We start from the raw sequence: 26,851 nt of genomic DNA, 5'->3' as shown, positions 1-26,851 counted from the left end.
CTCGGGACGCTCGCGCAGGTCGATCTCGACGACCGGTTCGGCGGCGCCGGCAAGCAGCTCCTTCCACTGTCGGCAGGCGTGGCAGAGCGGCGCCGAAAACAGCACCCACGCCCGTTGTGCTCTACCGTCGCTGCCAGCGGCCGCGCTGTCGAGAGCGAGCTCGCCCAGATCGAGGCGTGCCGGCAAGGCAGCGACGCGTCGGCGCCTTGCACGACGAAGCGCGGCGGCGGTGATCGCGACCGACACCATCAGCGCGATCGCCACGACCAGGCGGAGACCCTCGTCCAAGCTCGCAGCCCCCTCAGCGGCCTACGAGCCTCACGCCTCGGCGGCGCGCGACGAGGGCGTAGAGCTCGCAGCCCAAACAGAAGCCGCTCGCCGCGGCGAGCAGTGCGAGCGCAGCGACGACGAGAGCGAGCACCCAGCCAAGCGTCTCGAGGCCGGCGAGGAATGCCACGGTCGCGAGCGCGGTGAAGGCGAGACCGAGCATGTTCGCGAAGCGAGGCGGGCGGGCGTCCTCGATCGGCCCCTCGCCCAGCCGGGGCTGCAGCACCTCGAAGTAGAAGACGCAGGGCAAGCAGAAGCGCCGTCCGAAGACAAGCCCGACCGCCAGCTGCAAGGCGACAAGCGCGACGAGCAGAGGGGCGTCGAACACGAACGCCGCGAGCGCCAACAGACCGACGAACGCCTGGTTAGTGCGCGGGGCGCGCGCGTCGATTACGTCCGTGTCATCGTACGGGTGGACGCTGCGGAGGGCGCGTGCCATCGCGCCAATTGTGGCAAAACCGACCGGTGTTTCCCATAAAGGACAACCTGCCGACTAGGCGCTTCCCGATCCTCACCGTTCTGCTGATCGTCGCCTGCGCCTTCGTCTACTTCGGCTTCGAGCGCGGGGGGTTGGGTCTCGGCGCGACCGGCAACGAGCGCGTGGCGCAGTGGGGCGCAGTGCCCTACGAGATAACCCATCCCGGACGCGAGTGCGTGATACCGCCGGCCGGCTCGCGCGTCGCGCAGCTCGCCGAACAGGCGGGCACGGCGATGGTCTGCGAGGGCCAGACGCTCGAGCTTCGCGATCCCTTCGGCGGCGTTCAGCAGGTCACTCTCCCCGACGAATTCCCGCCATCGCTCACCGGCGGACAGCCACCGGCGCTGCTGACGCTGCTGACGTCGATGTTCTTGCACGGCAGCTTCCTGCACCTAGCCGGCAACATGCTCTTCCTGTGGATCTTCGGGAACAACGTCGAGGACTCGATGGGGAGGCTGCGCTTCGTCGCTTTCTACGTCCTCGGCGGGGTCGCAGCGATGATCGCCCAGGTGGCTGTCGACCCGGGTGCGGCGGTGCCGACGGTCGGAGCGTCGGGAGCGATCGCGGCGGTGCTAGGCGGCTACGCGCTCCTCTACCCGCGGGCACGGGTGCTGACCGTCGTCTTCATCATCTTCTTCTTCACGATCGTCGAGCTGCCCGCGCTGATCGTGCTTGTCGCATGGTTCGGCCTTCAGCTCGCTTACGGCATGGCGGGGCTCGCGGAGCCGCTCGGCGACGGTGGCGTTGCCTACTTTGCGCACATCGGTGGCTTCGTCTTCGGGCTTTTGGCGATCAGGGCGTTCGCGAACCGACCGAACCCCTGGTACCACGGTCGGCTCGCCGTCTAGGGGTGTAGGGAGGTCGGGCGGGTGCGCTGGCTCGTGGTCGCGGCCACCGCGGCGTTGTGCCTTCTGCTTGCCGGGCTGACGTTGGCGGTAATCGTCGAGCACGGTTTTGATCTGCTGACGGTCGCGGCGCTGCTAGTCCTGGTCGTGATCGTTGTCGGTGTAATCGGCCCGCTGGTCGACGCGCGCCGATCGGGGGGCGACAGCGACCGCCGTACGGGGGAGTGGTGATGCGCCGCCGTGGCCGCCCGGCGCCACTGCGCACGCCGCTCGTGCTGGGCTCGCACACTCGCCGGCCCAGGCGCAACCGACCGTGCCGGCAGCGTGCTCTCGCGGTGCTTGCGTTGGCCGCAGGGTGCGTTGTGTTCGTTGTCGCCGCGGTCACGCGCGACATAGGCAAAAAGGCAACCTCCAGTGTCGGCAGCGCGCGGGCGGCACGCCCGCACCTCGCCAGTCGCGCTCCCGTCGGCCGAGCGGAGGCGCCACTGCCGGGCGGTTTCGTCTGGGCTCCGCGCAAAGAGCAGCTCCGGCTGCACTTCCGCAGGCCACCGCGTGCTGCGCTCCTCGCCGACCTCGACCCACGCGAGGTGCTTTTCGCACGCCGGGCGCTCCGGCCCTATCCGATCGCCAGCCTCACGAAGATCGCCAGCGCGCTCGTCGCTGTGCGCCACTTCGCGCCGACGGAGCGGGTACGCATCGCCCCCGCGGCGTTACGGTACAGCGGCTCGGGGATGGGAGTGCTGCGGCCAGGGCTGCGTGTGCGCGCCGAGACGCTACTGGCCGGCATGCTCGTCGTATCGGGCAACGACGCGGCTCTCGCCCTGGCGCTAGCAGCGGGCGGACAGCACCGCTTCGTTGGAGAGATGAACGATCTCGCGCGGTCCCTCGGCCTGCGCTGCACGCACTTCCGCGACCCGCACGGTTTGAGCCCCAAGGATCGCTCGTGCGCGGCCGATCTCGTGGTGCTCGCGCGCGCAGCGATGGCGCAACCCCGCATCCGCCGCATCGTCAGCCGTCGTGCCGCTCCGTACCCCTTCCCGATCCGCGGCGGCCGCCTCTGGCTAGTCACTCACAACCCGCTTCTGCGCACCAGCTATCCCGGCACGATCGGCCTCAAAACCGGCTTCACCGCTGCTGCCGGTCGCTGTCTAGTGGCCGTGGTGCGACGCCGCGGGCGAACACTAGTCGCCGTGGTCCTCGGCTCGACGAACCCCGCCGCGCACGCCCGCGCACTGTTCGACACGGCTTTCGACCAGCCGCATAGCCGCCATGGACAGCTGTCGCCGCTGAGCTAGCGTGCACGTTTTCTAGCCGATAAACACACGCCCGCAGCGACGGACGATCTCGAGCGGATGGCGCCACACGGAGCGCAGGATCGGCTCGGTTAGGACCTCATCGGCCGGGCCGGCGGCGGCGACGCGACCTCGGTCAAGCACCACGACCTCGTCGGCGTAGCGGGCGGTGAGCGTCAAGTCGTGCAGAACACACAGCACCGTTCCGCCCGCTTCGGCACGCCGTTTGCAGATGGCCAAAACGGCGTGTTGGTGGGCGGGATCGAGCGACGCCGTCGGCTCGTCGAGCAGCAGAACTGGCGTCTTGCGAACCAGCGCTCGCGCCAAGTCGCCGAGCTGCAGCTCACCACCCGACAAGGTCTCGACCCGTCGGGCGGCCAGATGCCCGATGCCAACCTCATCGAGGGCGCGGAGTACATCGTCGCCCAGCTGACCACCGGTTGCTGTCGCGACCATCTCGGCGAGCAGAAAGCCCTCGGGCACCGGCGGCCGCTGCCTCACCACGGCACGCAGCTCTGCAAGCTCGTGCAGCCCGAGATCGTCGATGCGCCTGCCGCCCAGCGTCACCTCGCCAGCGTTCGGTCGGCGAACACCAGCGAGCACGTCAACCAGGGACGTTTTACCGGTTCCGTTCGGGCCGATCACGACGGTCAGCTTCCCCGGCTCGACGTCGATCGAAACTCCGTCGAGAACTCGCACCGGTCCGAATGCCAGGGTCACGCCGCGAGCGGCGAGAACGGTGTCGGCGAGCACAGTGCCCCCTTTGGTGCTTGTGCGTAGCGCGCTTCTCACCGCACCACCGTCGCGCGCGCTCGCGCCCGGCGCACGAGCCACAAGAAGAACGGGCCGCCGACGAGGGCGGTGACGACACCGATCGGGATCTCCTGCGGCAGCGCGATCGTCCGTGCCGCGAGATCGGCAAGACCGCACAGCGCGGCGCCGGTAGCGAGGCTCGCCGGCAAGAGGAAACGGTGGGCCGGTCCAGCGGCGAGGCGGACGATGTGGGGCGCGACAAGACCGATGAACGAGATCGCCCCCGCAACCGCGACCGTTGCCGCCGTCAACAGCGTGGCCGCGGCGATCGTGATGGCGCGGACGCGCTCGACATCGATGCCGAGGTCACGCGCTTCGCGCTCGCCGAGCGCGAGCGCGTCGAGCTTCACCGCCAACGGCATCAGGGCAATCGCACCGACGACGAGACAGGCGGTAACGAGCGCTACGTCACGCCAGTGCGCGCCGGCGAAGCTACCGAGCAGCCAGCCTGTCAGTGAGCGCAGCTCGGCGTCGTCGGCGAGGTAGAGCATCAATCCCAGAATGCCGAGCCCGATCGAGTTGATGGCGATGCCGGCGAGGATCAACGTGAGCACTTCGGTACGCCCCTCGCTGCGGGCAAACCGGTAAGCGAAAAAGGCGGCTACCAAACCGCCGAGGAACGCGCTACCAGCCAGGGCGCTCAGCCCCGGTAGTGCCGCGAGCGACAGGCCCGCTACCGCGGCGAGCGCAGCCCCAGCCGCGCATCCTGCGGACACACCGACGATCCCAGGGTCGGCAAGCGGGTTGCGGAAGATGCCCTGCATCGCCGCGCCAGCGAGGGCAAGTGCAGCACCGCCAACAAGGGCAAGAACGAGGCGGGGGAGGCGGATCGATTCGAGCACCGCCACGGTCTGCGGATCTGGCGCACCCGCGAAACCAAGCTTGCCGAGGAAGAAGGAGAGAACCTCGCCCGGCGGGATCTTCACCGCCCCCAGCGTTGTGCCCCCGAGTACCGCGGCCACCAGCGCGACGAGCGCACAGAGCGCGGTGGCTAGCCGTGCCTTGCGACGCGCGGCGATCGCGTCGCTTGTGGCCGTGCGTGCCGTCGGCAACCCTGGCCCGCCGGAGGCGGTGGCAGGGCCGGGCGGCCGTACGGCCGCCCGGCCCGCCTGCTCCGCAGAAAGGGACCGACTCACCGGCGATTGGCCGATGCGAGGGTCCCGATCGCCCGCGCCAGCCGTTCGATCACCCGCGGTGTGCGGGGTCCAAGACCAAGGAACTCGAGATCGTCGAAGGAGAGGATGCGTTTGCGTGCACCAGCGGGTGTGTCCGCAACGCCCGGCAACTGCAACAGGCCGCTCACGCCTCCCACGGACTGGAGACCCGCCGCGAGGGTGACGATGTAGTCGGGCTTCATCGCCACCAGTGCCTCCGGGGAGAGCGGCCTGAAGCCGCGCAGCCCAGCACTCGTCCCCGCGTCGACACCGCCCGCGTACGAGATCACGGTGTCTGCACCCGACCCACGGCCGCCGATGTACTGCACCTGTGTCCCGCGTAGGTAGAGGAAGGCGACGCGCGGCTTGCGCTTAACCCGCCGGATTCGCTTGCGGACCGCGCGCAGTCGCTTGTCGGTGGTGGCCGCGAGCTTCTTCGCCCGCTTGTAAGCCGTCGCTCCGAGCGCCTTGCCGACTGCGCGGATCTTGGCGGGGATGTCGCGCACCGAGCGCGCCCCCTTGATGATCACGACGCGCTTGCCGGCAGCTCGCAGCTGATCGAGCGTCGCCTGCGGTCCGGCCACTTCGTCGCCGATGATCAGGTCGGGGTTGAAGGCGAGGATGGGCTCCGGTGCGAGCGTGCGCTGGTAACCGATCTTCGGCAGCTTGCGCGCCGCAGCCGGGTAGGTCGCACTGACGTCGACCGCGACCAACCGGTTGCCGTACCCGAGCGCGAAGATGATCTCGGTGATGTCGCCGTTGAGCGACACGATGCGCTTGGGCGTCGCTGCGAGCGCCGCTCCGCTCCCGGCTACGGCCAGCGCAAGGGCAGCGCCAGTCGTCGCCAGGAGCACGCGCACCCACCGCCGGGCCAAGCGCGCGCGAAGAGTTCGTTTCATCTGCGCGACCTCCATTCGTCGTTCCTGGTTAGGGGACCCTAATAGGTCTGCCTAATCAATTCCTAGCACATCGAACGGGAATCGTTAGGATTCCCTAACCATGATCGTCGCAATGAACTGCATCACCGTTCCCGAAAACCAGGCCGAGGAGTTCGAGCGCCGGTTCCTGCAGCGCGAGCGGCTGCTGGCGCAGGCACCCGGTTTCCTCCGCTTCGACCTCTTGCGCCGCGACCGGCCGGGCGACTACGTCGTCCTGACCTACTGGCGAAGCGAAAGCGACTTTCGCGGCTGGGTGAAATCCGACCTGTTCAAGCGCGCCCACTCGCGCGAGGCCGAGCGTCCGCTCGGCGGTCACTCGGAGCTGCGGCTGTACGAGGTCATCGACTCCGAGGCGGCGGCTGGCAGCTCGTTCGCTGCGCTTTCTCCGGACGACGAGCACGCCCTGGGCGAGGCGTTGGCGAACTGAGAACGCGCAGCCAACCGCGACACCGTCGAGCGCGTGTTTCCGTAACCGATGCACCGCAACCGAGGCCGTATCTGGGCGAGCGCACTCGCTGTGGTCGCAGCGGTGGCGTTGGCTGGCGAGGCTCCTGAGGCTGGCGCGTCGGTGGCGATCCAGCTGCCCGGGCAGGCACGGCCGGTCGTAGTAGAGGACGATCGCCTCCGCGAGCTCTACGACGTCACCAACGCCGACTTCGTGCTGCGATCGCTGCGGCGTGTCCGCTACGTCCGACTCTCGGGCGTGCGGATCGGGACGGTGTTGCGCGCTGCTGGCATCGACCCGGCTGCCGTACCGAGCCTCGAGATCGCGCGTCCCGACGGTTCGATCCTCTACCTCACACGTGAGCAGGTGGGAAGCGACAGCCGCGCTGCGATCGTGTGGGTGAGCGGGCGGCAAACTGGCCTGTTGCGACCGTCGCTCGGTCGCGCCGACGTTAACGCAGGCGACAACTTCCTGACCTCTCCAGACACGCCGCTGCGCATCACCGTTGCTCCAGGCCCAGCGTTGCGTGTGTTGATCGCCGGCCCAACACGCCTTCGGCCCGGCGCGCGTGGCCGGTTCAGAGCGCGGGTGGTCGGGAGCGGCAGCGGTGGCGAGGTCGTGGTGCGCTGGTCGTTCGGTGATGGCGGCGTCGCGACTGGCAGGGAAGCGCAGCACGCCTTTCGACGCCGCGGCGTCTACTCGGTCGTCGCCGAAGCGCAGACGAGCGACGGTGCGGCCGGCAGTAGTGATCCCTTGCGCGTCGCTGTTGGGCGGGTGGCGCCTAGCGGTCGGCGCGCTGGCGGCGGGTCGGCACGCTCTGGCGCGGCGAGCGGACCTGTGCAGGGCGGACAGACAGCAAGCGATTCGGAAAAGGGGCGTGCACGCGCCGCGGCGGTCGAGAGCGAGCAAGGGAACGCCGCACGTGGCAACGGCGCGCGCAGAAACGGCTCGCCCGGGAACACCGCACCCAGGAGCACGACGCGAGCAACGGGCAAACCCACTGCGCGCCGGTCGCCCGCAGGCGCGACGCGGGTAGCCGGACAGCTTGTGACGGAGGGCGACGACGCAGCTAGGCGCCACCAAGAGCAGACCACGAACAGCGAAGCGCGAAGCGCCGCTGACGGTTCTTTGCGCAAAGAAACCCCTGCTCTACTCGCCACCGCGCTTCGCACAGGCGCAACAGCTGATCTCGCCAGCGCCCGCACGGGCGTGCTCCAGCTCACCCCAGCCGCGGCGTTTGCTCTGCTAGCAGTGGCAGCCGCCGTCGCGGGAGCGGTGGGGGAGTTCGGAGGCGGCGTGCGCGCGGGGTGGCGCGGGCGCCGCGGGCGGTGGCTGCGGATCCGGCGGTAGGCGGTGGTGCTCGCAGCGCAACCGCTCCTCGCAGGGTCACCGCTTCGCGCTGGCGTGAGCGCTGTCGCTGCCTTCGACCCCGCGTCAGTCGCGAGCGACCTCGCGGGCGAGTTGCGCCTACCGGTCGTGCTGCTTTTGTTTGCAGTGCTCCTTCTCGCCTGTCGCGAGCTCGGGAGCGTGATCGCGGAGTGGTGGCAGCGGCGCAACCGCGCATCGCTCGGCGATATCGCAGAGGCAGCGCAGCGGGGCGCACTGCCGCCGCGGGAACCAAGGGTGCTCGAGCCGCTCTATCGCGCGGTCGTGCAAGGCGACGCGCAGGCGGCGCGCGCACACCACCGCGCGCTCGTTCTCGAGCGCGAAAGCCGTGTCGAACGGGCGCGCTTGCTCGTGCGGGTCGGCCCGGGTCTTGGGCTTGCGGGAACGCTGATTCCCCTGGGACCAGCGCTCGATCGCCTGGGCCGTGGTGACGTGACGGGGCTTGCGCGCGAGCTCGAGGCTGCGTTCGGTATGACGGTTCTTGGCGTGGTGTGTGGCACGGTCGGGTTCTGTCTCGCACTGCTCAGGTCCCGTTTCTACGCCGCAGACGAGGCGCGGCTCGAGGCAGCGTGGGAGGCGGCCACCTGGGCGGGAGCAGCTGCGGCGAGTAGCGGCGGAGAGGAGCCGCGAGCGCCGGCGGACGAGAACCGCCACCTCGTCGCGACCGAAACCTTCGCCACGACCGCCCACACCGAGCAGAGGGCAGGGCACGCGTGAGCGGCGAGCACCGTCGACGTCGGACCACGCTCGACCCGCTGGCAGCGGGGAGCGGCCCTCTGTGGCCGGCTTCGGTGCTCGACTCGGACGCGCGCGCTCGGCCCTTCACAGCCCGCGCCGGCCCGCACCGCGAGCTCGGCGATCCACTGGACGCTGTGGCGAACCTGTTCGAAGCCGGTGTCGTCCTCGCTCTCGGCTTCTTGCTGTGGGGCCTCGTCCTCGGCAGCCGCAACAGCGCGAACGAGCGGGCGAGCCGACCGCTGAACACCGCGACCAGTGCGACGCCGATCATCCCGACGCACGGCCGCGCCCAGGGCCGTGGCGTTCCCGTTGGGCGCGTCTACCGCCTAAGCGATGGCCGTCTCGTGTTGGTACGCGAGAGCTCAGGCGCCGCACGAGCGGGCGGTGCGGCGGAGCGCTAAGGCGAAGGGAGCACGACCCACCGCGGCGGCAGCGAGTCCACGAACTCCCAATTGGCGAAAAGCCGCTGCTGGATGATCAGCGCCTGTGGGACGCAACGAGCGCCTTTTTGGCGCGCGCGATCACTTTGCCGTCACCGGTAACGGCGCGCACTTGCAGTACGTACCGTCCCCCGCGCCGCAGCGAGACGACATGAACAGACTTGCACCGACGCCAGCGGGGCCGTTTCTTGTCGTTGGCGGCTGTCGCGACACGACACTCGTAACGCCGTGGCTTGCACCCGCGGCCCACGAGGCGCAAGCGCACCTTGTAGCTGCGGTTTCCGCGGCGGATGATTGTGACGCGGAGCTTGGCGCGCCGCCGGTCGCATCCCGTACGCGGCTTCGGACCGGGCGCGGGCTGCGACCCGTTGTCACCGGAGGGCGGACCCGGCTGCGGCGCGGGGGGCGGCTGGGTTCCAGAGCCGGAGCCTGCCGGCGGACCTAGGCGGTAGAGCGCCCAGCCGTCGGCGCTCGTGCGAGCAAGGAAGTAGACCGTTGTGCCCGCGGCGCGGACCCAAGCGGGCGAGGAACCGTTCGCTCCCGGTTCGAGATCGGCCACGAGCCGCGTGTTCGCGGGCGTGCCGTCGGTCGCCCAGAGCTCCCTGCCGTGCACGCCATCGTCAGCCGAGAAGTACCCGACTCCACCGGCAGTACCGAGCACCGTCGGGTTGCTCCCTTCGGCACCGCTGCGAATGTCGGCAAGCAAACCGGTAGCGCCGGGCGTACCGTTGCTAACCCACGGCTCACGGCCGTTGCCACCGGCCTCAGCGATGAAAAGTAGCCTGTCGCTACCGAGCGGAGTTAGCCCGGCCGGACCAAGTGTGTTCTCCGGCCCGCTGAGATCTTCGCTCAGATCCTCGAAAGCGCTGCCCCCGGCCGGTAGCCGTACGAGGCGAACGCCGCTCGCCTCATAGAAGTCGCGGGGATTGCGGAACGCCACAACATCGCCCCCGAGGTCGGTGATCTCGACCAATGGAGGTTCGTCGATCGGAGAGAGGGGGCCGAACCATGAGTAAAAGCTCGCCCGCTCGGACACGTCCCCTCCCGCGCGGCCGTCGTAGCGCGCGAACGCGTAGTAGACGCCGGTGAAATCCCCGCTGAACGGACTCTTATGGCCGAGATTGACGAGGTAGACGAGATCGTCACCGACACGCTTGAGCTCAAGCACCGCCACCGGCGAGAAGCCCGGTCTCACTTCGCCACTGAGATCCGGGTCTGGGAACTGGGTGAAGCGAGTAGTTCCCTCGGCGGTGCCATCGGTGCGCCAAATCTCGTCCTTGTCATCAGGCGTGTACGCAACGAAGTAAGTCGCGCTATCGAAGGAAACGAAGCGCCTGGGCGAGCTATCCCCGCCCGGGCTGGGATTGATGTCGGCGACGAGCGCGGTGCCTTCCGAGGTGCCGTCGCTGCGCCAGAGCTCGAGTCCGTGGCTGCCGTCGTCGGCGGCGAACAAAAGCAGTGCCCCCTGTCGCGTGATCTGGGGGCGGCTTTCCCGTGGGAAGGAATCGGCAGTCCCGGGGTTTATGTCCTTCACCAGCGTGGTGCCAGCGGCGCTGCCGTCGCTCCGCCACAGCTCCCGTCCGTATCCGGGCGAGGTCGCGAAGAAATACAGCGTGTTGTCTTTGACGACGAAACCGTCGGGTGCGGAGCCAAAAGCGCCCGGGTAGATGTCGGCAACAAGACGCGTACCCGCCGGCGTGCCGTCGCTTCGCCAGAGCTCCCGCCCGTGCTCACCGTCATCGCAGACCATGTAGACCGTGCTACCAACCGAGGCGGCCGGTGTACAGGGCGGCCCGTCGCTAGCTGCGGGACCCAACCCGCCCTTAACGAGCGTGGGCGCAGGCTCGGCCGATGCGACGGGCGGAACAGCCGCCATCGCTGTCAAGAGAGCGAGCAGGCTGACGTGGACAGATCGGACTGATCGACGACTTACGCGCCGCAAAAGGGGGCAGGACATGGCGTTCATTTAGCACACTGTTTGCCCGCCCTGCAACACCTGCTCGAAGCGATCGCCGGCTCTCTGCAGACGTGCTGCGCGCAAGATGGTTTCCACCTCCGCGCGTAGGTGCTCATCCTCACTGAATAGCTCGCAGGGATCGAGCTATCGAGCGCGTGAGAAGCCAAGCTGCGACCGATCCCGCCACGACAGGGAGCGGGGTGGAGGCGGGTGGCAGCACAACAGTCAAGCATCCAACAAACGCGAGGCTCGCCAGCAGGTAGATGAGCGCCGGGCGAACACGTGGCAAGCTCGGCATGCGACCGTCAGTGGAAAGCGCTGCACCGCTCGCTGAACGGTTGCGCTCGCGCAAATCCAAAAACAGAGCCTCTGCAAGCAGCCCGGCGCCGATCGCCGCCGCGATCTTGATATCAGCGTTCAGCTCGAGCGCAGGCACAGCGCCGATAGCCACCCCGGCAAGGATTCCTATGGTCACGAACAACAGTGCCGCTACGGCTCCCGCCGGGGTCGCTCTACGCCACTCTGCCAACATCACCACAGCCTACACGTGGCAGCCAGGCAGCCACCGAGTGCTCCACGCCAGCCGCCTACCGTAAGCCAGCCAACGATGGCGCCCTTAGCGCAGCGACGGGCAAGAAACCCCCACAACGGGTCGACGACGATCGGGTATGCCCAGTCACCCGCGGTGTGGGGCACATGCAGGGTGAGGGTGCTGCCGCTAACGCTCGCTGTCACAGGCACAGGGTTGCCGTTCGCATCATGGGCCTGCGGTGGGGATGCGACCGCCACCGCGTCGCCATCGGGGTCGACGATAGCGACCGCCCCCGAGTCGAGCAACACAAGCCGCTGCCCCACCCCCCGCAGAACGACGGTGTAGCTGTAATCGGTGGGGGACTCGGGCCCGCGGATCTGCACGAACGTCTCCAAACCAAGCGCGTTCGCCTTCACCACCTGGTCCGCGCCCGGCTGGGTGTTCGCGAAAACAACCGCGTCACCAGCCCGCACCCCCGGGTCAGCGCCCGGGTCGACACCCTGCGGCCTCACCACAAGATCCGGGCTCTCGCCCTCACCCTCAAGCGCAAACCCGCCCCCAGCGCTCCCAGACACCCGCGCACCAACCCCAGCGCCCTCAAGCGTGAAACCCGAACCTTCTCGGCGAAGCGCAGGATCAAAAGTCTCTCCACCAACCACAACCCGCGGCGCCTGCGCCAAAACCTCCGGCGCCGCCGCCCGAAGCTCCGACACCGCCCCCGCCGGCGTCACATCCGAAGCGTCGGTGCCAGCCCCCGCCTGCGCCGCGAACCCGCCAGCGGCAACCACCGACACACACCGCAACACAAACCGCACGCGAGCGAGAAACCATCACCGAAAACCTCCTCTAAACCAGAACTGAACCTTGCGGCGCAAATCAATAAACGAGAGAGAGAGAGAGATGTCAAGGCCGGGCGACGAAGTCACCGCTCACCGCCGACAAACACCCCGAGAGGACACCACACGTAACCCCACGCCTTTGCCACATGCTTGCGGACTCTCAACCGGAACGGTGGTAGCAGGCGGAGACCGATGCGCAAAGCACCGATCTGCAGGCTGTGTGGGAGTGGAGCCAGCCGGACTCGAACCGGCGACCTCCTGCGTGCAAAGCAGGCGCTCTTCCAGCTGAGCTATGGCCCCTGATCTTTCGCGTCTTCGGACGCCGCCGTCGGACAGGAAAGGTAGCCGGATAACGCAGCGGTAGGGACCGTCGCGTCTCGGCGATAGGCGACGTCGCCGGCGCCGGCGCTCCGACGATCGTCCACTACGGCCCGCCGAGGTCTCATGCGCTTCGCTGCGCGGCCGAGAACTGAAGGGACGACGGCCAGGAGGGTCCGTCAATAGAGCGGCATCGGGACGCCGCAAGTGCCGAACGGGGGCTGCCGGGGCGGGCGGCCCCCGTTGCTTTTTGGGACATAACTGAAACCTTGGCTTGGCGGGGGAAATCCACGCGCTTCGGTCCGAGGGGTCAGAGCGACCGGCTGGGAGCGCCTGGAGCGGGCACAACGGCACTGCCCCAGCCAGGTCCGACCGCCGTCAGCACTCTGCCGATGGGGCGGCGCGCTTAGGGCGCGCGGCGAGTCGCCTAGTCGAAATCGAAGTCGCGCGGGGGGCCGTGCTCGAACCAGAGCCGATCGTGCTCCGGCGTGTCGCGCAGGAAGTCCGGCGTCTCGTCGAGAAGATCGCGCTCCTCGTCCGCCGCCGGGTCGTGGGCGGCGGTTGGTTCGAAGGTGGGTGCGCCGCCCAGGCCGGGGGATTCCGCCCCCGTTCCGCGCGTCGGCACCGGTGGTGGCGCATCGGCGGCGTCGCCGCCAGCGTCGACGAGCGCCTCGTCGAAGAGCGCAGGCTCGGCACGCGGCGGCGCGAACGGCTCGCCCACCCCCGCCTCGCTCACCCAGTCGCCGCCCCAGCGGTCGCTGCTCACGGGGTCTACTGCAGCCGTGTTCTCGGCGGGAACGGGCGGGCTGTCGCGCAGCACGGGCGGGTCGTCTGTCGGCGCAGCGGCGGACGAACGCTGATCGCGAGTTTCGCCCGGCTCGGAAAATTCGCTCGCCAACGGATCGTCGCTCGCTGCCTCGGACACACTCGCGTTTGCATCCGCCGACCCGCCTGCGGATACGCTCGCCGCAGGTTCCGGGCGCTCCGGCGAGCGGTTCGAGAGTTCGCCCCGAGCGCTCGCTTGCTCTGGTGGCGTGTCGATCGCAGCTTGCGCAGGCTCGGCGTCCGCTCGCGCACTCTCGCCGCCTCGCGCTGGGAGCCCGTGAGTGCCGCCACCGAGTCCGAGGGGACCGAACGCTTCGGCCTCCTTGCGCCGGATCTCCTCTTCGCTCGCCCCGTGCTTGCGCTTCAGTTCGAGGTGCTCGCGGATTGCGTCCTCGAGCAGGCCCATCGCCCTCGTACCTTACCCGCGGCGGCGGCGCACGGCGCCGATGCCCGGCGAGTTGAGCGGCGGCCCGGGCATGACCGCTGGCGCTACCATTGGCCGTCGATGCGCCTCCGCGTTCGCGGAGCTCCGCACAGCGTGGGGCTATAGCTCAGTTGGGAGAGCGCCTGGATCGCACCCAGGAGGTCGCCGGTTCGAGTCCGGCTAGCTCCACTGCGACCGCACCCTCGCTCGCCCGGTCAGGCTGACGGGCATCCGGGCGTCCGAGCCGGAGAGGGCGACTTCCGCGCCGGTCATGAGGTGACCGCTGGCGGGCTCGTCGTCGCCCTGCCAGCGGCCACCGGCGACCGCGAGGTCGCTCAGCAAGCGACCGCGTTCGCCGCAGTGATGAAACGTCGCCTTCGCCGCTCGCCACCGTGTCGGATCCGGTAGAGGCGTGGCTCCGTGACGCTTGCTCGCATGCACGCAAATCGGCAGCGACGAGGAAAGCGCTCGGCGGCGCTGCCTCTCGCGGCACTTGCCATCGCGAGCACGGCGACGAGCAGCTGCGCTGGCGCCTCGAAGTCGACGCCGGCGGGCACCCCGGGGCCGTCGTCCGCCGGCGGGCAGCGGCTCGTCGTGATGGCGGCAGCGTCGACGAAGGGAGCGCTCGCAAGTTGCGCTCCCCGCTTCGCACGCCAAGCGGGGGTGCGGGTGGAGCTCGCGTTCGCGGGCTCCGACGAGCTGGCGGTACAGATTCGCCAAGGCGCGCGAATCGACGTCTACGCCGCCGCCAACACGACGCTGCCGCGCGCTCTCCACAGCGAGCGACATCTCGGCCGCCCCGTCCCCTTCGCCACGAACGAGCTGGTCGTCGCCACACGCCCCGAGTCGCCGATACGCGCGCTCGCCGACCTTGCACGAAGGGACGTGAAGATGGTGCTTGGCACGCCGTCAGTCCCCCACGGCGCTTACGCGCGAGCGGTGCTCGCGCGCCTGCCAGCGGCGACGCGTCGAGCGATCCTCGCCAACGTCCGCTCAAACGAGCCAGACGTGAAGAGCACGGTCGGCAAACTCCTCGCCGGCGCGGCCGACGCGGGCTTCATCTACATCACAGATGTCCGTGCTACCCGGGGCAAACTCGCCGCGCTGAGACTGCCGCGTTCGCTCGAGCCGCAGGTGGTCTACGCCGCCGGCGTCGCAGCGCGGCCGCATGCGCCGCGTCTTGCCCGCTCGTTCTTGCGTGACCTGCGTGCCGGGGGCTGCCAGCGCGCCCTGCGTCGGGCCGGATTCGGGCCGCCACCGACCCGGGGCTAGAAGATGCGCGGATGGCGCCCGCACCGAGCGAGCTTCGCAGTCGCGGGAAGCGGACCGACGATCGCCGGCCACTCCGCTCGCGAGGCGACGCGCCCGGTTACCGGGACGCGCCCCGTCTCGTCGCGCGCGATCGCACACGTGGGCTTCCTCGTTGCGACCGGAGCGTGCTGCGCTGCGGTCGCCGTGTTTCTACTGGTGCCGCTCGTCGCGCTGCTCGGTACGGTGCCACCCCGCGCCGTCATCGCCGCGCTGCGCGAAGGCGAAACGGTGGCGGCGCTCTGGTTGAGCCTGCGCGCCAGCGGCCTCGCGCTCGCGCTGACGATCGCGGTGGGCACCCTGGCGGCATACGTGATCGCCACGCACCGGTTTCCCGGCAGACGAGCGGTGCTGACCGCGGTCGAGCTACCGATCGTCCTGCCGCCCGCTGTCGCCGGACTCGCGCTTTTGGCAGCGTTCGGCCCCAAGGGGCTCTTCGGTGGCGCGTTGCGCGCGCTCGGGATCGAGCTCCCGTTCACCTTCGGCGCCGTCGTCGTAGCGTCGGCGTTCGTCGCGGGACCGCTGTACGTCCGCAACGCGATCGCATCGTTCGAGCAGGTTGATCATCGCTTGATCGAGGCTGCACGCAGCCTCGGAGCCTCCGAGCTGCGCGCGTTCCTGCGCGTGGCGACGCCGATCGCGATGCCGGGTCTCGTCGCGAGCGGGGCGATCGCCGCGGCGCGGGCGCTGGGCGAGTTCGGAGCGACGCTGATGTTCGCGGGTTCGCTGCGCGGCAGCACACAGACAGCGGCGCTTGCGATCTACGAGCTCTTCGCGAGCGACACCGAGTCCGCGCTCGCCCTCTCGGTCGCCCTGCTCGCGCTCGCCGCAGCGCTTCTTGCTGCCGCGAAGTTCCACACCGCCCGGGCTCGCCCGGCGCGCGTCACGGAAGGCTGAGCTCTAGGCGACTGCGTCAGCCACCGGCTCGGGCGACACCTTCCGCGCTTCCCCGACCTCCGTCGGGGCGTCCGCAGGAGTCCCCGCTCGCTCTCCGCGCGCCGAGAAAAACTCGAGCGCCTCGTCGACGACCGGGCCCTTGCGCAGGTAGCGGCGATCCTTGAAGTAGTTCATCGCCAGATACCAGGGTGCGCGATCGCCCTGCTTGGGCAAGCGGTCGAGAGAGCGCAGCACGTACCCGGCCTGGAAATCGAGCAGCGGCCGGAACCCGATGCCGCTCTTCGGCAGGCGCGGCACCACCGCGTCGTAGCCGCGGCTCTCGGTCCAGCGGATAAGCCGGCAGTAGTGGTCCCAGACGAGGTCGACCTTCAGGGTCCACGACGCGTTCGTGTACCCCAGCGCAAAGGCGAAGTTGGGAACGTCGGCAAGCATCGAGCCCTTGTAGACGACGGCCTCGCTGGGCTCACGGGTGACGCCGTCGACCGACACCTCGATCCCACCGAACGTCAACAGCTGGAAGCCGGTGGCGGTGACGATCACGTCGCACTCGAGGTGCCGGCCGGACTCGAGCTGGATACCGGTCTCGGTGAAGTGGGCGATGCGATCGGTGACGATCGACGCCTTGCCGGCACGGATAGCGCGGTAGAGATCGCCGTCGGGGACGACGCAGAGCCGCTGGTCCCAGGGGTTGTAGCGCGGCCGGAAGTGGACGTCGACGTCGCAGTCGGTGCCGCGCAGCGCCTGCTTGTTGACGAAACGGATCAGCGCTCGTGCCGCTCTTGGAAAGCGCCGACAGAAGGCATAGAAGCCGAGCTGGCGCGCCACGTTCTTGTAGCGCACAAGCTTGTAGGCACGTTCCTCGCCGATCAGGCGGCGCAGCCGGTTCGCGAGCTCGTCTCGCGAAGGAATCGGGAGGATGTAGGTGGGTGAGCGCTGCAGCATCACCACGTGCTCGGCGCGGTCGGCCATCGCCGGCACGAGGGTGATGGCGGTGGCGCCGCTGCCGATCACGACGACGCGCTTGCCCGTGTAGTCGAAATCCTCGGGCCAGTGCTGGGGATGGATGATCGGCCCGCGGAAGCGTTCGCGGCCCTCGAACTCGGGGGTGTAGGGCTCGTCGTAGCGGTAGTAGCCGGTCGCGCCGAAAAGCCAGCGACAGGTGACCTCGCTGCGCTCGCCATCGGCGACGCGCTCGAGCTCGAGCGTCCAGCTAGCCGTCTCGCTCGACCACCGCGCGGCGACGACCTTGTGACCGAAGCGGATGTTGCGATCGATCCCGTACTCGCGCGCTGTCTCTTCGATGTAAGCTCGGATCGACGGCCCGTCCGCGATCGCCTTCTCGCCCGTCCACGGCTTGAACTCGTAGCCGAAGGTGTGCAGGTCGGAGTCGGAGCGGATCCCGGGGTAGCGGAACAGGTCCCAGGTGCCGCCAATCGCCTCGCGCGTCTCGACGATCAAGTAGGTCTTCGTCGGGTGGTAGCGCTGGAAGTAGTAGGCAGCACCGATGCCCGAGACGCCTGCGCCGATGATCACCGCGTCGAAATCGACATCCTTCGGCCGCTGCGGCAGGGCGAGCGGGCGCTCGCGGGTAGCGGTGTCAGGGGCGCGCGTGTCGGCGCCGTTTTGCGAAGGAGCGAGTGCGTCGTTCACGGGCATGGCTCGAGGATCGCAAGACGGACTGGTGGACGTACAGGTCCTACGTTACAAACTTCGGGCGTTTGTTTGTGCAGAGTGCACAGCGCCGGGGCCGTTGGAAAGGCGCCGGGGCCGCCGGCCTTCCGCCGGCGGCCCCGATCCCCGTCACGTCTAGCGACAGCCTCCTAGCCAGGCTTAACTGTCACCACCAGCGTGGGTGACGGATTCGCCAGAGCCCGAAAGTACCCGCCGCGTCGGCTGCGACGAAAAACAGTCTGCGCCCCGCGACCGTCAAGCTGGTCGGATCGCTCGACCGTGGGCCTGGCACGAGGTCCGCGACCAAGCGAGGCCCGCCGCGCGGGCGGTCGACGACCCACAGCTCGCGACCGCGTCGGCCATCGTCGGCGGTGAAGTAGACGCGTCCAGCCACCGACGCGAACCCCAACGGGTCGCTGCCCTCCGCACCGCGGCGCAGGTCTCCGACCAGTCGCGTCCCCCGGGTGCTGCCGTCGGTGCGCCAGAGCTCGCGACCGCGGACGCCGTCGTCAGCGGTGAAGTAGAGCGTGCCACTAGCGTCGACTCCCAGCGGGCGGGGATCGCTGCCAGCGGGCCCCGGACGGAGGTCGGCGACGCGACGCGTGCCCTCCGCGGTCCCGTCGGTGGCCCACAGCTCGCGACCGCTGACGCCGTCATCGGCAGTGAAGTAGAGCCGGTTGCCGGCGGGGGTCAGTGCGTGGGGCTCGCTCCCCGCGGGACCGGGACGCAGGTCGGTTACGAGGCGTGTACCCGACGCCGTGCCGTCGGTCGTCCACAGCTCCGCCCCGTGTGCCGCATCGCTGACCTCCAGGTAGATGCGCTCGCCCGCAGCGGTCAAGTTAAGGGCCGAGCCACCTGTAACCGGATTAGCGAGCGTCAATACCCGCGAAGTGCCCTCGGGGGTACCGTCCGTCGTCCACAGCTCGGTCACCCCTATACCTGCGTTTACCAGCGCGAGGGCGCTTGACCCGGTTGTGACGAGCGATTGAACGTTGCCCGACAAAAGCAGCTCTGTGCCCTCAGCGCTACCGTCACTCGCCCACAAAGCGCCGGATCTCGGGTAGACGGTCGCGACGAGCAGCGTACCCCCGAGATTTCCGACGACGCAGGGGTCGCGGGAGATACCTACAGGTCCTCCTCCGAACTGCTTAACGAGACGCGTACCTGGAGCGGTCCCGTCGCTCTGCCAGAGCTCGCGACCGTGATCGGGATCGGCGGCGTTGAAGTACACGGCGCCGCGGACTGCTCGCAGGCATGCCGGTGCACTCGAAGACGCGCCTGGGTAGATGTCGGCTACCAGCCGAGCGTCACCGGGCCGGCCGCCGGAGAACCAAAGCTCGCGCCCGTGCTCGGCATCCCAGGCGGTGAAGAAAAGGCTGCGCCCGACCGCTGTGAGGTCGCCCGGGCGGGCACTCCCGCCGGCGCGCTCGGGGTCGGGAGCGAAGCCCCCCTTGACCAGCACCGGACGCGCCGCGGTCGCCGGCGAGACAGCAACCACCGACGCCGAAAGCACAAGTGCCAGCGCAAGGATCGTGCGGCCACGAGACAGGTAACGCCCGATCAGCATCTACACACCTCCGTCGAGACGGCGATGAACTCGCGTCAAGGCGAGTCGGGGGCAAAGGAGTCTGGGAACGCCCGTCCACCAATACAGGCTCGCCGCGCGCTGTGCAAGGCGCTACTCACTAGCGGTTAATCTCGCACCGTGCCCGAGCGATCGCCGAGGCGCGCCGTCCGCCGACTTCCCGCGCAGCCCCGTAGCGACCTCGAGAGCCAGCGCGCCGACAGCCCACCCGATCTCGCACGCTCGCACGCCAGCGCCGTCGACCTGACGAGCGCACAGCGACCGCTTGGGGCTCAGGGGCAAGCGCCAGGTCGCGTCCGCCGATCGCGCCGGACAGCGCCCTACGACGCCTCTCCACGAGCGCTCGAACTGATGCGAGCCGGTGCACGGATAGCGCTGCAGGCGTCCGAGCGCATCCTCGAGCGGGTAGAGGCTGCCGCCCTCGAGGAACACGACCCGCTCGTCGCTGCCGATCCGGTGCTCCTCGAAGCGTTCCGGCGCACCAACCGAGCGATGATCACGCACTGGGCGGAGTCGGTCGCCCGCGAGCCGCAAGAGCCGGTCGAGCCTTATCTCGGGCCGGAGGCACGCGGGCTGGTGCGCGATCTCGTTCGCCGCGGACTCGATGCGCAGGCGATCGAGCCTTACCGGGCCGGACAGAACGCGGCCTGGCAGGCGTGGATGGAGATCTGCTTCACGCTCACCGACGATCCCGGCGAGCTGCGCGATCTGTTGCGGCTTTCGGCGCGTTCGATCTTCGACTACGTCGACGCGACGAGCGCGGCGACCGTCGAGTGGATCCTGCGTGAGCGCGACGAACTCAGCCGCGGCACCAACGCCGAGCGCTTGGCTGCAGTCACGCTGCTGCTTGAAGGGGCCCCGGTCGACCCGAACCGCACAAGCCGCCGGCTCGGCTACGACCTGGCCGGCACGCACGTCGCGGCAGTGGTCTGGTCGACAGCGCCCGCCACCAGCGCGACAGCCCTCGACGCTGCTGTCGCGGCGCTGGCCGAAGCGGCAGGCGGCGGTCGACCCTTGGTCGTGGTTCCGAGCGAGGGGACCCGCTGGTTCTGGATCCACGCTCGCGAAGCCCCCACAGCGGCACGCCTGCGCGCTCACCGTGAGGCGCTGCGCGACGTCTACGTGGTGATCGGGACCGCGGGCAGCGGACTTGCTGGCTTCCGGCGCTCGCACCAGCAGGCGCTCGTGGCGCAACGCGTTCTGTCGCGCCTCGGCTCGGCCGCGCGCGTCGCTCGCTACGACGAGGTCCGGCTCGTCGCGCTGCTGGCGGCCGACCCGTCGGCCGCTGACGAGTTCGTGCGCGACACACTCGGCAAGCTCGCCGACGCGCCCGAGCAGCTGCGCGAGACGCTGCGCGTCTACCTGCGCGAGCAGTCGAACGCCAGCCGCACCGCAGCGCTCGTGCACTGCCACCGCAACACCGTGCTGATGCGGCTGGCACGCGCAGAGGCGCTGCTGCCACGGCCGCTCGCCGAAAACGCGCTCGAGGTCGCATGCGCCCTCGAGATCCTGCACTGGCGCGGTGCGAGCGATGCCGGACGCGTTTGACCAGGGAAGGTGCGCGAAGAGCGGCGCCCGCGCGCGACGTCGTGCCCACGACACTGGCCGCGGAACCGGTAGCGGCAGGGCGGACGGTCGGCGCGGACTCGGCTTGCCGCGCGCCCACCCCTCGCCTCCACGGCTCCCAGGTTTTTCCAAGCAAGCCGCGCCATCCTCGAGCTGTGGCTGAGCGGCAACCACTACGCGTACTCGTCGTCGACGACGAGCCGAACATCGCCGACGTAGTGGCGATGGCACTGCGCTACTCGGGTTTCGACGTCGAAACCGCTGGCGACGGCACGACCGCCCTTCGGCTGGTGCACGAGTTCGACCCGCACCTGTTGGTGCTTGACGTGATGCTGCCCGATATCGACGGCTTCGCGCTCGCCGAAAGACTCGGCGCCGAGCGCTCGCGCCGACCGATCGTGTTCCTAACCGCGCGCGACACCACCGCCGACAAGGTGCGTGGACTCACGATCGGCGGCGACGACTACGTCACCAAACCTTTCTCGATCGAAGAACTGATCGCCCGCGTTCGCGCCGTGCTGCGCCGGTCGGGACAGGGTGACAGGACGGGCGGTCGCCTCGTCTTCGAAGATCTGGAAATGGACGAGGACGCGCACGAGGTGCGCAGGGGCGGCCAACTCGTCGAGCTCACACCCACCGAGTACCGCTTGCTTCGTTATCTGCTGCTCAACCCCAACCGCGTGCTCACCCGCGCCCAGATTCTCGAGCACGTCTGGCGCTACGACTTCGGCGGCGACGCACGCGTTCTCGAGACCTACATCAGCTACCTGCGCAAAAAGCTGCACGCCCTCGGCCCACCGCTGATCCACACCGTGCGGGGTGTCGGCTATGCGCTGCGGCCGCCGCGCCGTTGATGCGCTCGCTGCAGGCACGCCTGGTCGCCAGTGTGATCGCGCTCGCGGGCGTGGCGCTCGTCGTGGCTGGCGCGCTGACCTATGTCGAGCAGCGTGACTTCCAGTACCGCCGCATCGACGAGCAGCTGCGCTTGGCCCTTGTCCCCCTCGCCCGCGACCTGGGAATCGTCACCCATCGCAGGCTCCCTGCGCGAGCGGACGACGACGATCACAAGCGTGAACGCTTCGAGCTCGGAGCCCCTCCTCCCGCCATAGGACCGTCGCTGCCAGCCGGCACCTACGGCGAGGTGAGAACGCGAAACGGCGACCGGGTTCTCGCCCGCACGATCTTCAACCCCTTCGCTAACGGCGACAGCGGCCCCTACCCCAAACTCCCGGAACCGCCAACACCGCGCTCCACGGCCACGATCGAGACGCCGAGCGGACGCTACCGCGTCGCGAGCGTGCGCTTGCCGGGCGGCAACTTGCTCGTCGCGGCTGTGCCCACGCGCGAAGCGGACGACGCGCTCCGCCGACTGCTCGTCGCCCAGAGCGTCGTGGCGGCGATCGTGCTCTTGGGGCTCGGTGTTGCGTCGTGGATCGTCGTTCGTTTCGAGCTGCGGCCGCTCGCCCGCATCACCGCCGCTGCCGAGCGAATATCGAGCGGCCACCTAGAGGAGCGGGTGGGGGGTGGCGATCCGCGCAGCGAGGTCGGTCGCCTCTCGCAAGCGTTCGACCGGATGGTCGACCGGCTCGCCGCGGCGCTCGGGGAGCGCGAGCGCTCGGAGCAGCGGTTGCGGGAGTTCCTCGCTGACGCCTCGCACGAGCTGCGTACGCCGCTCGCGGCGATCCGCGGCTACGCCGACCTCTACCGACTCGGTGCTGCACGCGAGCCGGACCAGGTTGCGAAGGCGATGGAGCGCATCGGCGCCGAAGCAGCGCGGATGGGTTCGCTCGTCGACGACATGCTGGCGTTGGCGCGACTCGAAGAGCCGAACGCACGTCGCGACGAACGCGTCGACCTGGCGCGACTGTTGCGCGAGGTCGCCGATGACGCGCGCGTGCGTGCCCCGGAACGCGACATCCGCGTACACGCACCGGATGAGCTGATCGTGCGCGGGTCGGACGGCGAGCTCCGGCAGTTGCTCGGCAACCTCGTCGCCAATGCGCTCGCGCACACCCCGCCAGGAACGCCGGTCGAGCTGTCAGGACAGCGGCGCGCCGGAGCCGTCGAGATCGCCGTCCGCGACTACGGCCCTGGACTTCCGCCCGGCGACCCCGAGCGTCTTTTTGAACGCTTCTGGCGTGCCGATCCGGGGCGCACGCGCGGCCGCGCCGGCGCCGGTCTCGGGCTCGCGATAGTGAAAGCGATCGCCGAGGCGCATGGCGGCGAGGTCACCGCCACGAACGCGGCGGGGGGCGGGGCGCTTTTTACCGTGCGCTTGCCCGACCGCGATACGCACATACCGGGCGACACCGAAGACCACAGCGAGGCAGGCGCGCCCTGACGCTGCGGCGGGCGCCGCTCCTAGGGGAGCGCCGCTTCTTAGGTTTCTCTCAGCCTACGCCGAGGTATCTCCAGGCTGCGACGCACAGCATTCGCGCCAACGAGAAAACGACGAAAAGGAGGCGCGATGCTTCGTTACTTACAGAGGAGTCTCTTGTGGTTGTCGGTACTCGCAGCGTTCGCCCTGGGCGGCGGCGTCGTAGCGGGAGCCGCCGACAACACCACGACCACCAACTCCTCGACCTCCACCGCGGACCCGGACGGTCCGCCCTGGCGACCGGGCGGCTGGCACGGCCGTGGCCTTCACGGCGCTCACCGGCCCGACCGGGCGCTGAGCTCGTCGGTAGCGGCGAAGGTCAAAAAGGCCGCGCTCGCGAAGGTGCCCGGTGCCACCGTGGAGCGCGTCGAAGCGGGCGGTCCCTACTCCACCCGCTATCACGCGCACATCGTCACCGCGGACGGCAAACGCCGTGTGGTGCTGGTCAACTCGGACTTCCGCGCTACCGCTGTCAAAGCCGAGCCGGCCCGCCCCTGCCGCGACAAGGACGGACGGCGGAGCCGCCGCTGGCGCGAGCGACCGTTGACGGGGACGACTAAGCAGAAGGTCGAGCAAGCGGTGCTCGCCAAGTACCCGGGGGCGCAGATTCTGCGCAGCGAAACCAGTGCTGATTCGCAGGCCGCCTACGAGGCCCACATCAAGACCGCGGACGGCGACTACCTCGAAGTCCGCGTCGACAGGGAGTTCAAAGTCGTCGCGACAGAGCGCTGGCCCGGCGACGGCCCGCCCCACCGGAAGCGGCACGCGGACTCCTCGAACTCCGACGACGGCACCGCGAGCGACAGCAACGCCGACAGCTAGCTGACACGACGGAAGCGAGCGCGAAGCGCTCCGACCGGGGGACACGGCGCCCCACCGCTTTCAAGCGGCGGGCCGTTCTTTTTTTCACCGCCACCGCAGCGGCAGCTGCTCGACGCCGTAGACACCGTGCACGGTGCCGAGGACGACCTCGCCGTCGAGCGCGAGATTGGGCATACGCGGCGCGAGGAAGGCGAGCGCCTCCTCGAGCTCGACGCGAGCGAGGTTGGCGCCGAGGCAGTAGTGGATGCCGGCACCGAACGCCAACGTGCGCGGCCCACCCGGGGGGCGCGCGATGTCGAAACGATCGGGGTCGCCTGGCACTCCATCGCGGTTGGCAGCCAGTTGGCACACCATCACCACCGTGCCGGCGGGAAAGCGGACGCCCCGAAACTCGACATCCCGCTCCAGCAGGCGCGCTGTGAACGGCGTCACCGGCTCGAAGCGCAGCACCTCCTCGACCGCACGGCCAGCCAACTCTGGCCGCTCGGCCAGCAGCTGCCACTGCTTGGGGTGCGTTGCGAACAGACGCAGGGCGTGGGCGAGCTGCGCCTGCGTCGTCTCGACACCTCCGACCAGCACGTTCAGCACCAGGTTCATGCACTCGACGTCGCTCAAACGATCGCCTTCCTGCTCGGCGCGCACGAGCTCCGACACAAGATCGTCGCGCGGCCGTGCACGGCGCTCGCCGATCAGCGCGGCGCAGTACTCGTAGAACTCGGCGCAGGCGCGTTCGATCTCGTCGCGCCGCGCGAGCAGGGCGGGGCCGTCGAACTGTTGCTGGATGAGGCCCGACCAGCGCTCGAGGAGCGGCGCGTCGGCGAGCGGGGCACCGACCACACGGGCGATCGCTTGCGCGGGGTAGGGCTCGCAGAGCGCCCCGACGGCCTCGCAGCGCTTCTCCGCAGACAGTTTTTCCCATAGGGCCGCTAACAGTTCGCGCATAAGCGGACGCCGGCGATCGGCGGCGCGGGGAGTGAAGAAGGGGTTGACAAGGTTGCGCAGCCGGCGGTGACTGTCGCCCGTCAGGTTCAGGATGTTGCGACGGATCTGTTCGAGCAGTGGCCCCTCGGGCACGCCGAAGAGCTCGGCGATCTTGAGCCCGGGGAACACCGCCTCGCGGGCGCGCAGGAAGAACTCCGCCGCTTCACGGTCGAGCACGACGTAGCCGATCGGCGCGCGCGCGAGCCACCCTCGCTCGCGCAGGTCGCGCACCACCCGGTGCAGCTGTTCGCCGCGTAGCTGCGGATCGAGGTAGTCGAACAGAGGCAGATCGAGCTCCTCGACCGCCGTCCCCGCCATCGCTGCCAGCGTACCCTGTTAGAGCGAGCCGCTCGCACCGTACGTAGCCAACGCCCGGGCGAGACAGCTCCGCGTCTCGACCGGGTCGATGACGTCGTCGAGCTCGAAAAGCCGCGCGGCGTTCAGCGCGCTGCCTTGCTCCTCGGCGAGCCGTGTGGCGTCGCGCACGATCCGCTCGCGCTCGGCCTCGTCGGCAACGCGCTCAAGTTCCCGCCGCAGCGCCAGCCTGACCGCTCCCTCCAGATTCATCGGCCCGAGCTGCGCCCCGGCCCAGGCGACGGCCAAGTACGGTTCGCGCAGGCTGCCGCCGACCATCGCCTGAGCGCCCAAACCGAAGCCGCGGCGCACTACCACCGCCAGAAGCGGCGCCCGCAGCCGCGCACCGGCGCGCAGAAAGTCGCCGGCGTGGCGCACCAAGCCGGTACGTTCGTGTTCGGGTCCAACCATGAAACCCGGGGTGTCGACGAACGACACGACCGGCAGCTCGAAGTCGGCGCAAAGACCGAGAAAACGCGCGGCTTTGGCCGCCGCCTCGCTCGTGATCACGCCCGCTTTGTGGAGGCTGTTGTTGGCGATCACGGCGACCGCGCGACCTTCGAGGCGAGCCAGCGCCGTAACGAGCTCAGGGGCGTAGCGCTCGCCCAGGTAGGTGACAGAGCCACGGTCGAAGACCGTGTCGACAACCCTGCGGATGTCGAAAGCGCGCCTGCTGCTGGCCGGTATCGCTGTACGGAGCTGTTCCTGTGCTTCCGCCTCACCGCCGTCGAGGTCGCCCTGGAAGTAGGAGAGCAACGTGCGAACGACCCTCGCCGCCTCCTCTTCGTCTTGGACGACGATGTCGACGACACCGTTCGCCGCCTGCTCCGCGGCGGGACCGATCTCGTCCGCAGCGACCTGCCCGAGACCTCCTGCCTCGATCATCGCCGGTCCACCCATCCCGAGCCAGGAACGTTCGGTCGCAACGACGAGGTCGGCGCAACCGGCGAGAACGGCGTTGCCAGCGAAGCAGTAGCCGTTGACGACAGCGATGCGGGGAACGTGGCCCGCTAGGCGCGCCCACAGCGCGAAGGCACGTACGTCGAGGGCAGAGGCGACGGGAAAGTCCGTGTCGCCGGGGCGCCCGCCGCCGCCCTCGACGAAGAAGACCACCGGCAGCCGCGCCCGCTCGACGAGCTCGAACATGCGGTCCTTCTTGCGGTGGCCGATCGCCCCTTGCGTACCGGCGAGCACGGTGTAGTCGTAGGCCATCACCACGCACCGCGCTCGCTCTCCGAACAGGCGGCCGTTCACGGTCGCGATGCCGGCGACGAGGCCGTCGGCCGGCGTGCGCTCGTAGAGCTCGTCGAGCGTGCGGCGCGAGCGTTGCGCGGCGACGGCCAATCGCCCGTACTCGACGAACGTCCCGGGATCGACGAGCGCCGCCACGTTCTCGCGCGCCGTTCGGCCGCCCGCTGCGTGGCGGCGGGCAACCGCCGTCGCACGCCCTTCGTCGCTCGTAGCGCGCCGCAGACGCTCCAGCTCCGACAACGCGTCGCCGCTAGCGCTTCCCTCCCTCCCCGACATCGCCGAAACTCT

At 69.5% G+C, this 26,851-nt stretch carries 25 protein-coding genes and 2 tRNA genes; 14 read left to right on the top strand and 13 right to left on the bottom strand.

The annotated features are described in order from the left end of the window. Positions 1-301: 301 nt before the first annotated feature. Positions 302-766, bottom strand: coding sequence for a DUF4395 domain-containing protein (locus JDY09_RS00345; RefSeq protein ID WP_274716833.1), 465 nt, complete (start codon positions 764-766; stop codon positions 302-304). Between the two features lie 26 nt (positions 767-792). Between JDY09_RS00345 and JDY09_RS00340 the strand changes: the two genes are divergently transcribed. From JDY09_RS00340 to JDY09_RS00330, 3 genes are all read left to right on the top strand, one after another. Continuing rightward, on the top strand, positions 793-1,653 hold the full coding sequence (locus JDY09_RS00340; protein WP_274716832.1) for a rhomboid family intramembrane serine protease: 861 nt from the start codon (positions 793-795) through the stop codon (positions 1,651-1,653). Positions 1,654-1,674: 21 nt separating this feature from the next. After that, positions 1,675-1,881, top strand: coding sequence for a hypothetical protein (locus tag JDY09_RS00335; RefSeq protein WP_274716831.1), 207 nt, complete (start codon positions 1,675-1,677; stop codon positions 1,879-1,881). A 131-nt stretch (positions 1,882-2,012) separates the two neighbouring features. Further along, complete coding sequence (locus JDY09_RS00330) at positions 2,013-2,945, top strand: D-alanyl-D-alanine carboxypeptidase family protein (RefSeq protein ID WP_274716830.1); 933 nt, start codon at positions 2,013-2,015, stop codon at positions 2,943-2,945. A 12-nt stretch (positions 2,946-2,957) separates the two neighbouring features. Here the strand turns inward: JDY09_RS00330 and JDY09_RS00325 are convergent, their stop codons facing one another. The 3 genes from JDY09_RS00325 to JDY09_RS00315 all read right to left on the bottom strand — a co-directional run bounded on the left by JDY09_RS00325 (position 2,958) and on the right by JDY09_RS00315 (position 5,808). Then, positions 2,958-3,734: an ABC transporter ATP-binding protein gene (locus JDY09_RS00325; RefSeq protein ID WP_274716829.1), complete on the bottom strand. Its 777-nt coding sequence runs from the start codon at positions 3,732-3,734 to the stop codon at positions 2,958-2,960. Then, positions 3,731-4,807: a FecCD family ABC transporter permease gene (locus JDY09_RS00320; protein WP_274716828.1), complete on the bottom strand. Its 1,077-nt coding sequence runs from the start codon at positions 4,805-4,807 to the stop codon at positions 3,731-3,733. Before JDY09_RS00320 ends, JDY09_RS00325 begins: the two co-directional genes overlap by 4 nt. Before the next feature lie 80 nt (positions 4,808-4,887). Continuing rightward, on the bottom strand, positions 4,888-5,808 hold the full coding sequence (locus JDY09_RS00315) for a heme/hemin ABC transporter substrate-binding protein (protein ID WP_274716827.1): 921 nt from the start codon (positions 5,806-5,808) through the stop codon (positions 4,888-4,890). Between the two features lie 100 nt (positions 5,809-5,908). Between JDY09_RS00315 and JDY09_RS00310 the strand changes: the two genes are divergently transcribed. From JDY09_RS00310 to JDY09_RS00295, 4 genes are read left to right on the top strand one after another with little or no spacing between them, the layout of a single operon-like run. Then, a complete protein-coding gene (locus tag JDY09_RS00310) occupies positions 5,909-6,274 on the top strand; it encodes an antibiotic biosynthesis monooxygenase family protein (protein WP_274716826.1) in 366 nt (121 codons plus the stop codon). Positions 6,275-6,322: 48 nt separating this feature from the next. Then, positions 6,323-7,642: a PKD domain-containing protein gene (locus JDY09_RS00305; protein WP_274716825.1), complete on the top strand. Its 1,320-nt coding sequence runs from the start codon at positions 6,323-6,325 to the stop codon at positions 7,640-7,642. Between the two features lie 54 nt (positions 7,643-7,696). Further along, a complete protein-coding gene (locus JDY09_RS00300) occupies positions 7,697-8,395 on the top strand; it encodes a MotA/TolQ/ExbB proton channel family protein (RefSeq protein WP_274716824.1) in 699 nt (232 codons plus the stop codon). Further along, positions 8,392-8,817 carry a DUF2149 domain-containing protein gene (locus JDY09_RS00295; RefSeq protein ID WP_274716823.1) on the top strand — a complete coding sequence of 142 codons (426 nt, stop codon included), beginning with the start codon at positions 8,392-8,394 and terminating at the stop codon, positions 8,815-8,817. The genes JDY09_RS00300 and JDY09_RS00295 overlap by 4 nt, the downstream gene beginning before the upstream one ends. 76 nt (positions 8,818-8,893) lie before the next feature. On the opposite strand, the gene JDY09_RS00290 is transcribed toward JDY09_RS00295, so the two are convergent. The 5 genes from JDY09_RS00290 to JDY09_RS00270 form a co-directional block, all read right to left on the bottom strand. Next, a complete protein-coding gene (locus JDY09_RS00290) occupies positions 8,894-10,606 on the bottom strand; it encodes an ELWxxDGT repeat protein (RefSeq protein ID WP_274716822.1) in 1,713 nt (570 codons plus the stop codon). A gap of 325 nt (positions 10,607-10,931) precedes the next feature. After that, the gene (locus JDY09_RS00285; RefSeq protein ID WP_274716821.1) at positions 10,932-11,288 is read right to left on the bottom strand and encodes a hypothetical protein; all 357 of its coding nucleotides are present in this window, start codon (positions 11,286-11,288) and stop codon (positions 10,932-10,934) included. Between the two features lie 56 nt (positions 11,289-11,344). Then, positions 11,345-11,857 carry a hypothetical protein gene (locus JDY09_RS00280; RefSeq protein WP_274716820.1) on the bottom strand — a complete coding sequence of 171 codons (513 nt, stop codon included), beginning with the start codon at positions 11,855-11,857 and terminating at the stop codon, positions 11,345-11,347. A 554-nt stretch (positions 11,858-12,411) separates the two neighbouring features. Continuing rightward, a tRNA-Ala gene (locus JDY09_RS00275) sits at positions 12,412-12,484 on the bottom strand. 445 nt (positions 12,485-12,929) lie between these two features. Further along, positions 12,930-13,733 carry a hypothetical protein gene (locus JDY09_RS00270; protein ID WP_274716819.1) on the bottom strand — a complete coding sequence of 268 codons (804 nt, stop codon included), beginning with the start codon at positions 13,731-13,733 and terminating at the stop codon, positions 12,930-12,932. Positions 13,734-13,867: 134 nt separating this feature from the next. Here JDY09_RS00270 and JDY09_RS00265 point away from each other — a divergent pair. The 3 genes from JDY09_RS00265 to modB all read left to right on the top strand — a co-directional run bounded on the left by JDY09_RS00265 (position 13,868) and on the right by modB (position 15,956). Next, a tRNA-Ala gene (locus tag JDY09_RS00265) sits at positions 13,868-13,940 on the top strand. Positions 13,941-14,348: 408 nt separating this feature from the next. Continuing rightward, the gene (gene modA / locus JDY09_RS00260; RefSeq protein ID WP_274716818.1) at positions 14,349-15,023 is read left to right on the top strand and encodes a molybdate ABC transporter substrate-binding protein; all 675 of its coding nucleotides are present in this window, start codon (positions 14,349-14,351) and stop codon (positions 15,021-15,023) included. 3 nt (positions 15,024-15,026) lie between these two features. Continuing rightward, the gene (gene modB / locus JDY09_RS00255) at positions 15,027-15,956 is read left to right on the top strand and encodes a molybdate ABC transporter permease subunit (protein ID WP_274716817.1); all 930 of its coding nucleotides are present in this window, start codon (positions 15,027-15,029) and stop codon (positions 15,954-15,956) included. Between the two features lie 3 nt (positions 15,957-15,959). Here modB and JDY09_RS00250 read toward each other — a convergent pair whose 3' ends face one another. Continuing rightward, the gene (locus JDY09_RS00250; protein WP_274716816.1) at positions 15,960-17,612 is read right to left on the bottom strand and encodes a flavin-containing monooxygenase; all 1,653 of its coding nucleotides are present in this window, start codon (positions 17,610-17,612) and stop codon (positions 15,960-15,962) included. A 181-nt stretch (positions 17,613-17,793) separates the two neighbouring features. Further along, entirely contained in the window at positions 17,794-19,194 is a 1,401-nt protein-coding gene (locus JDY09_RS00245; RefSeq protein WP_274716815.1) for an ELWxxDGT repeat protein, read from the bottom strand. Positions 19,195-19,563: 369 nt separating this feature from the next. Between JDY09_RS00245 and JDY09_RS00240 the strand changes: the two genes are divergently transcribed. The 4 genes from JDY09_RS00240 to JDY09_RS00225 all read left to right on the top strand — a co-directional run bounded on the left by JDY09_RS00240 (position 19,564) and on the right by JDY09_RS00225 (position 23,977). Next, on the top strand, positions 19,564-20,760 hold the full coding sequence (locus JDY09_RS00240; protein WP_274716814.1) for a PucR family transcriptional regulator: 1,197 nt from the start codon (positions 19,564-19,566) through the stop codon (positions 20,758-20,760). A 173-nt stretch (positions 20,761-20,933) separates the two neighbouring features. Then, a complete protein-coding gene (locus tag JDY09_RS00235) occupies positions 20,934-21,632 on the top strand; it encodes a response regulator transcription factor (protein WP_274716813.1) in 699 nt (232 codons plus the stop codon). Further along, a complete protein-coding gene (locus JDY09_RS00230; RefSeq protein ID WP_274716812.1) occupies positions 21,632-23,119 on the top strand; it encodes a sensor histidine kinase in 1,488 nt (495 codons plus the stop codon). The genes JDY09_RS00235 and JDY09_RS00230 overlap by 1 nt, the downstream gene beginning before the upstream one ends. A gap of 126 nt (positions 23,120-23,245) precedes the next feature. After that, positions 23,246-23,977 (top strand): hypothetical protein, encoded by a 732-nt coding sequence (locus tag JDY09_RS00225; RefSeq protein WP_274716811.1) that lies wholly within the window; start codon positions 23,246-23,248, stop codon positions 23,975-23,977. Positions 23,978-24,061: 84 nt separating this feature from the next. Here JDY09_RS00225 and JDY09_RS00220 read toward each other — a convergent pair whose 3' ends face one another. Both JDY09_RS00220 and JDY09_RS00215 read right to left on the bottom strand, forming a co-directional pair. Next, complete coding sequence (locus tag JDY09_RS00220; RefSeq protein ID WP_274716810.1) at positions 24,062-25,276, bottom strand: cytochrome P450; 1,215 nt, start codon at positions 25,274-25,276, stop codon at positions 24,062-24,064. 18 nt (positions 25,277-25,294) lie between these two features. Continuing rightward, complete coding sequence (locus tag JDY09_RS00215) at positions 25,295-26,839, bottom strand: acyl-CoA carboxylase subunit beta (protein ID WP_274716809.1); 1,545 nt, start codon at positions 26,837-26,839, stop codon at positions 25,295-25,297. Positions 26,840-26,851 lie beyond the last annotated feature (12 nt).

It is taken from the genome of Thermoleophilum album (assembly GCF_028867705.1).
Lineage (GTDB): Bacteria > Actinomycetota > Thermoleophilia > Solirubrobacterales > Thermoleophilaceae > Thermoleophilum.
The sequence above is the reverse complement of the archived record's forward strand: the minus strand, read 5'-3'. Positions and strand labels throughout refer to the sequence as shown.

Excerpts from the sequence above, each read along its gene's own strand:
- JDY09_RS00250 (WP_274716816.1), bottom strand. The coding sequence starts at position 17,612 with ATGCCCGTGAACGACGCACTCGCTCCTTCGCAAAACGGCGCCGACACG.
- JDY09_RS00245 (WP_274716815.1), bottom strand. The coding sequence starts at position 19,194 with ATGCTGATCGGGCGTTACCTGTCTCGTGGCCGCACGATCCTTGCGCTG.
- JDY09_RS00315 (WP_274716827.1), bottom strand. The coding sequence starts at position 5,808 with ATGAAACGAACTCTTCGCGCGCGCTTGGCCCGGCGGTGGGTGCGCGTG.
- modA (WP_274716818.1), top strand. The coding sequence starts at position 14,349 with ATGGCGGCAGCGTCGACGAAGGGAGCGCTCGCAAGTTGCGCTCCCCGC.
- JDY09_RS00270 (WP_274716819.1), bottom strand. The coding sequence starts at position 13,733 with ATGGGCCTGCTCGAGGACGCAATCCGCGAGCACCTCGAACTGAAGCGC.
- JDY09_RS00230 (WP_274716812.1), top strand. The coding sequence starts at position 21,632 with ATGCGCTCGCTGCAGGCACGCCTGGTCGCCAGTGTGATCGCGCTCGCG.
- JDY09_RS00345 (WP_274716833.1), bottom strand. The coding sequence starts at position 766 with ATGGCACGCGCCCTCCGCAGCGTCCACCCGTACGATGACACGGACGTA.
- JDY09_RS00220 (WP_274716810.1), bottom strand. The coding sequence starts at position 25,276 with ATGGCGGGGACGGCGGTCGAGGAGCTCGATCTGCCTCTGTTCGACTAC.
- JDY09_RS00290 (WP_274716822.1), bottom strand. The coding sequence starts at position 10,606 with ATGGTCTGCGATGACGGTGAGCACGGGCGGGAGCTCTGGCGAAGCGAC.
- JDY09_RS00215 (WP_274716809.1), bottom strand. The coding sequence starts at position 26,839 with ATGTCGGGGAGGGAGGGAAGCGCTAGCGGCGACGCGTTGTCGGAGCTG.
- JDY09_RS00305 (WP_274716825.1), top strand. The coding sequence starts at position 6,323 with ATGCACCGCAACCGAGGCCGTATCTGGGCGAGCGCACTCGCTGTGGTC.
- modB (WP_274716817.1), top strand. The coding sequence starts at position 15,027 with ATGCGCGGATGGCGCCCGCACCGAGCGAGCTTCGCAGTCGCGGGAAGC.
- JDY09_RS00240 (WP_274716814.1), top strand. The coding sequence starts at position 19,564 with ATGCGAGCCGGTGCACGGATAGCGCTGCAGGCGTCCGAGCGCATCCTC.
- JDY09_RS00225 (WP_274716811.1), top strand. The coding sequence starts at position 23,246 with ATGCTTCGTTACTTACAGAGGAGTCTCTTGTGGTTGTCGGTACTCGCA.
- JDY09_RS00310 (WP_274716826.1), top strand. The coding sequence starts at position 5,909 with ATGATCGTCGCAATGAACTGCATCACCGTTCCCGAAAACCAGGCCGAG.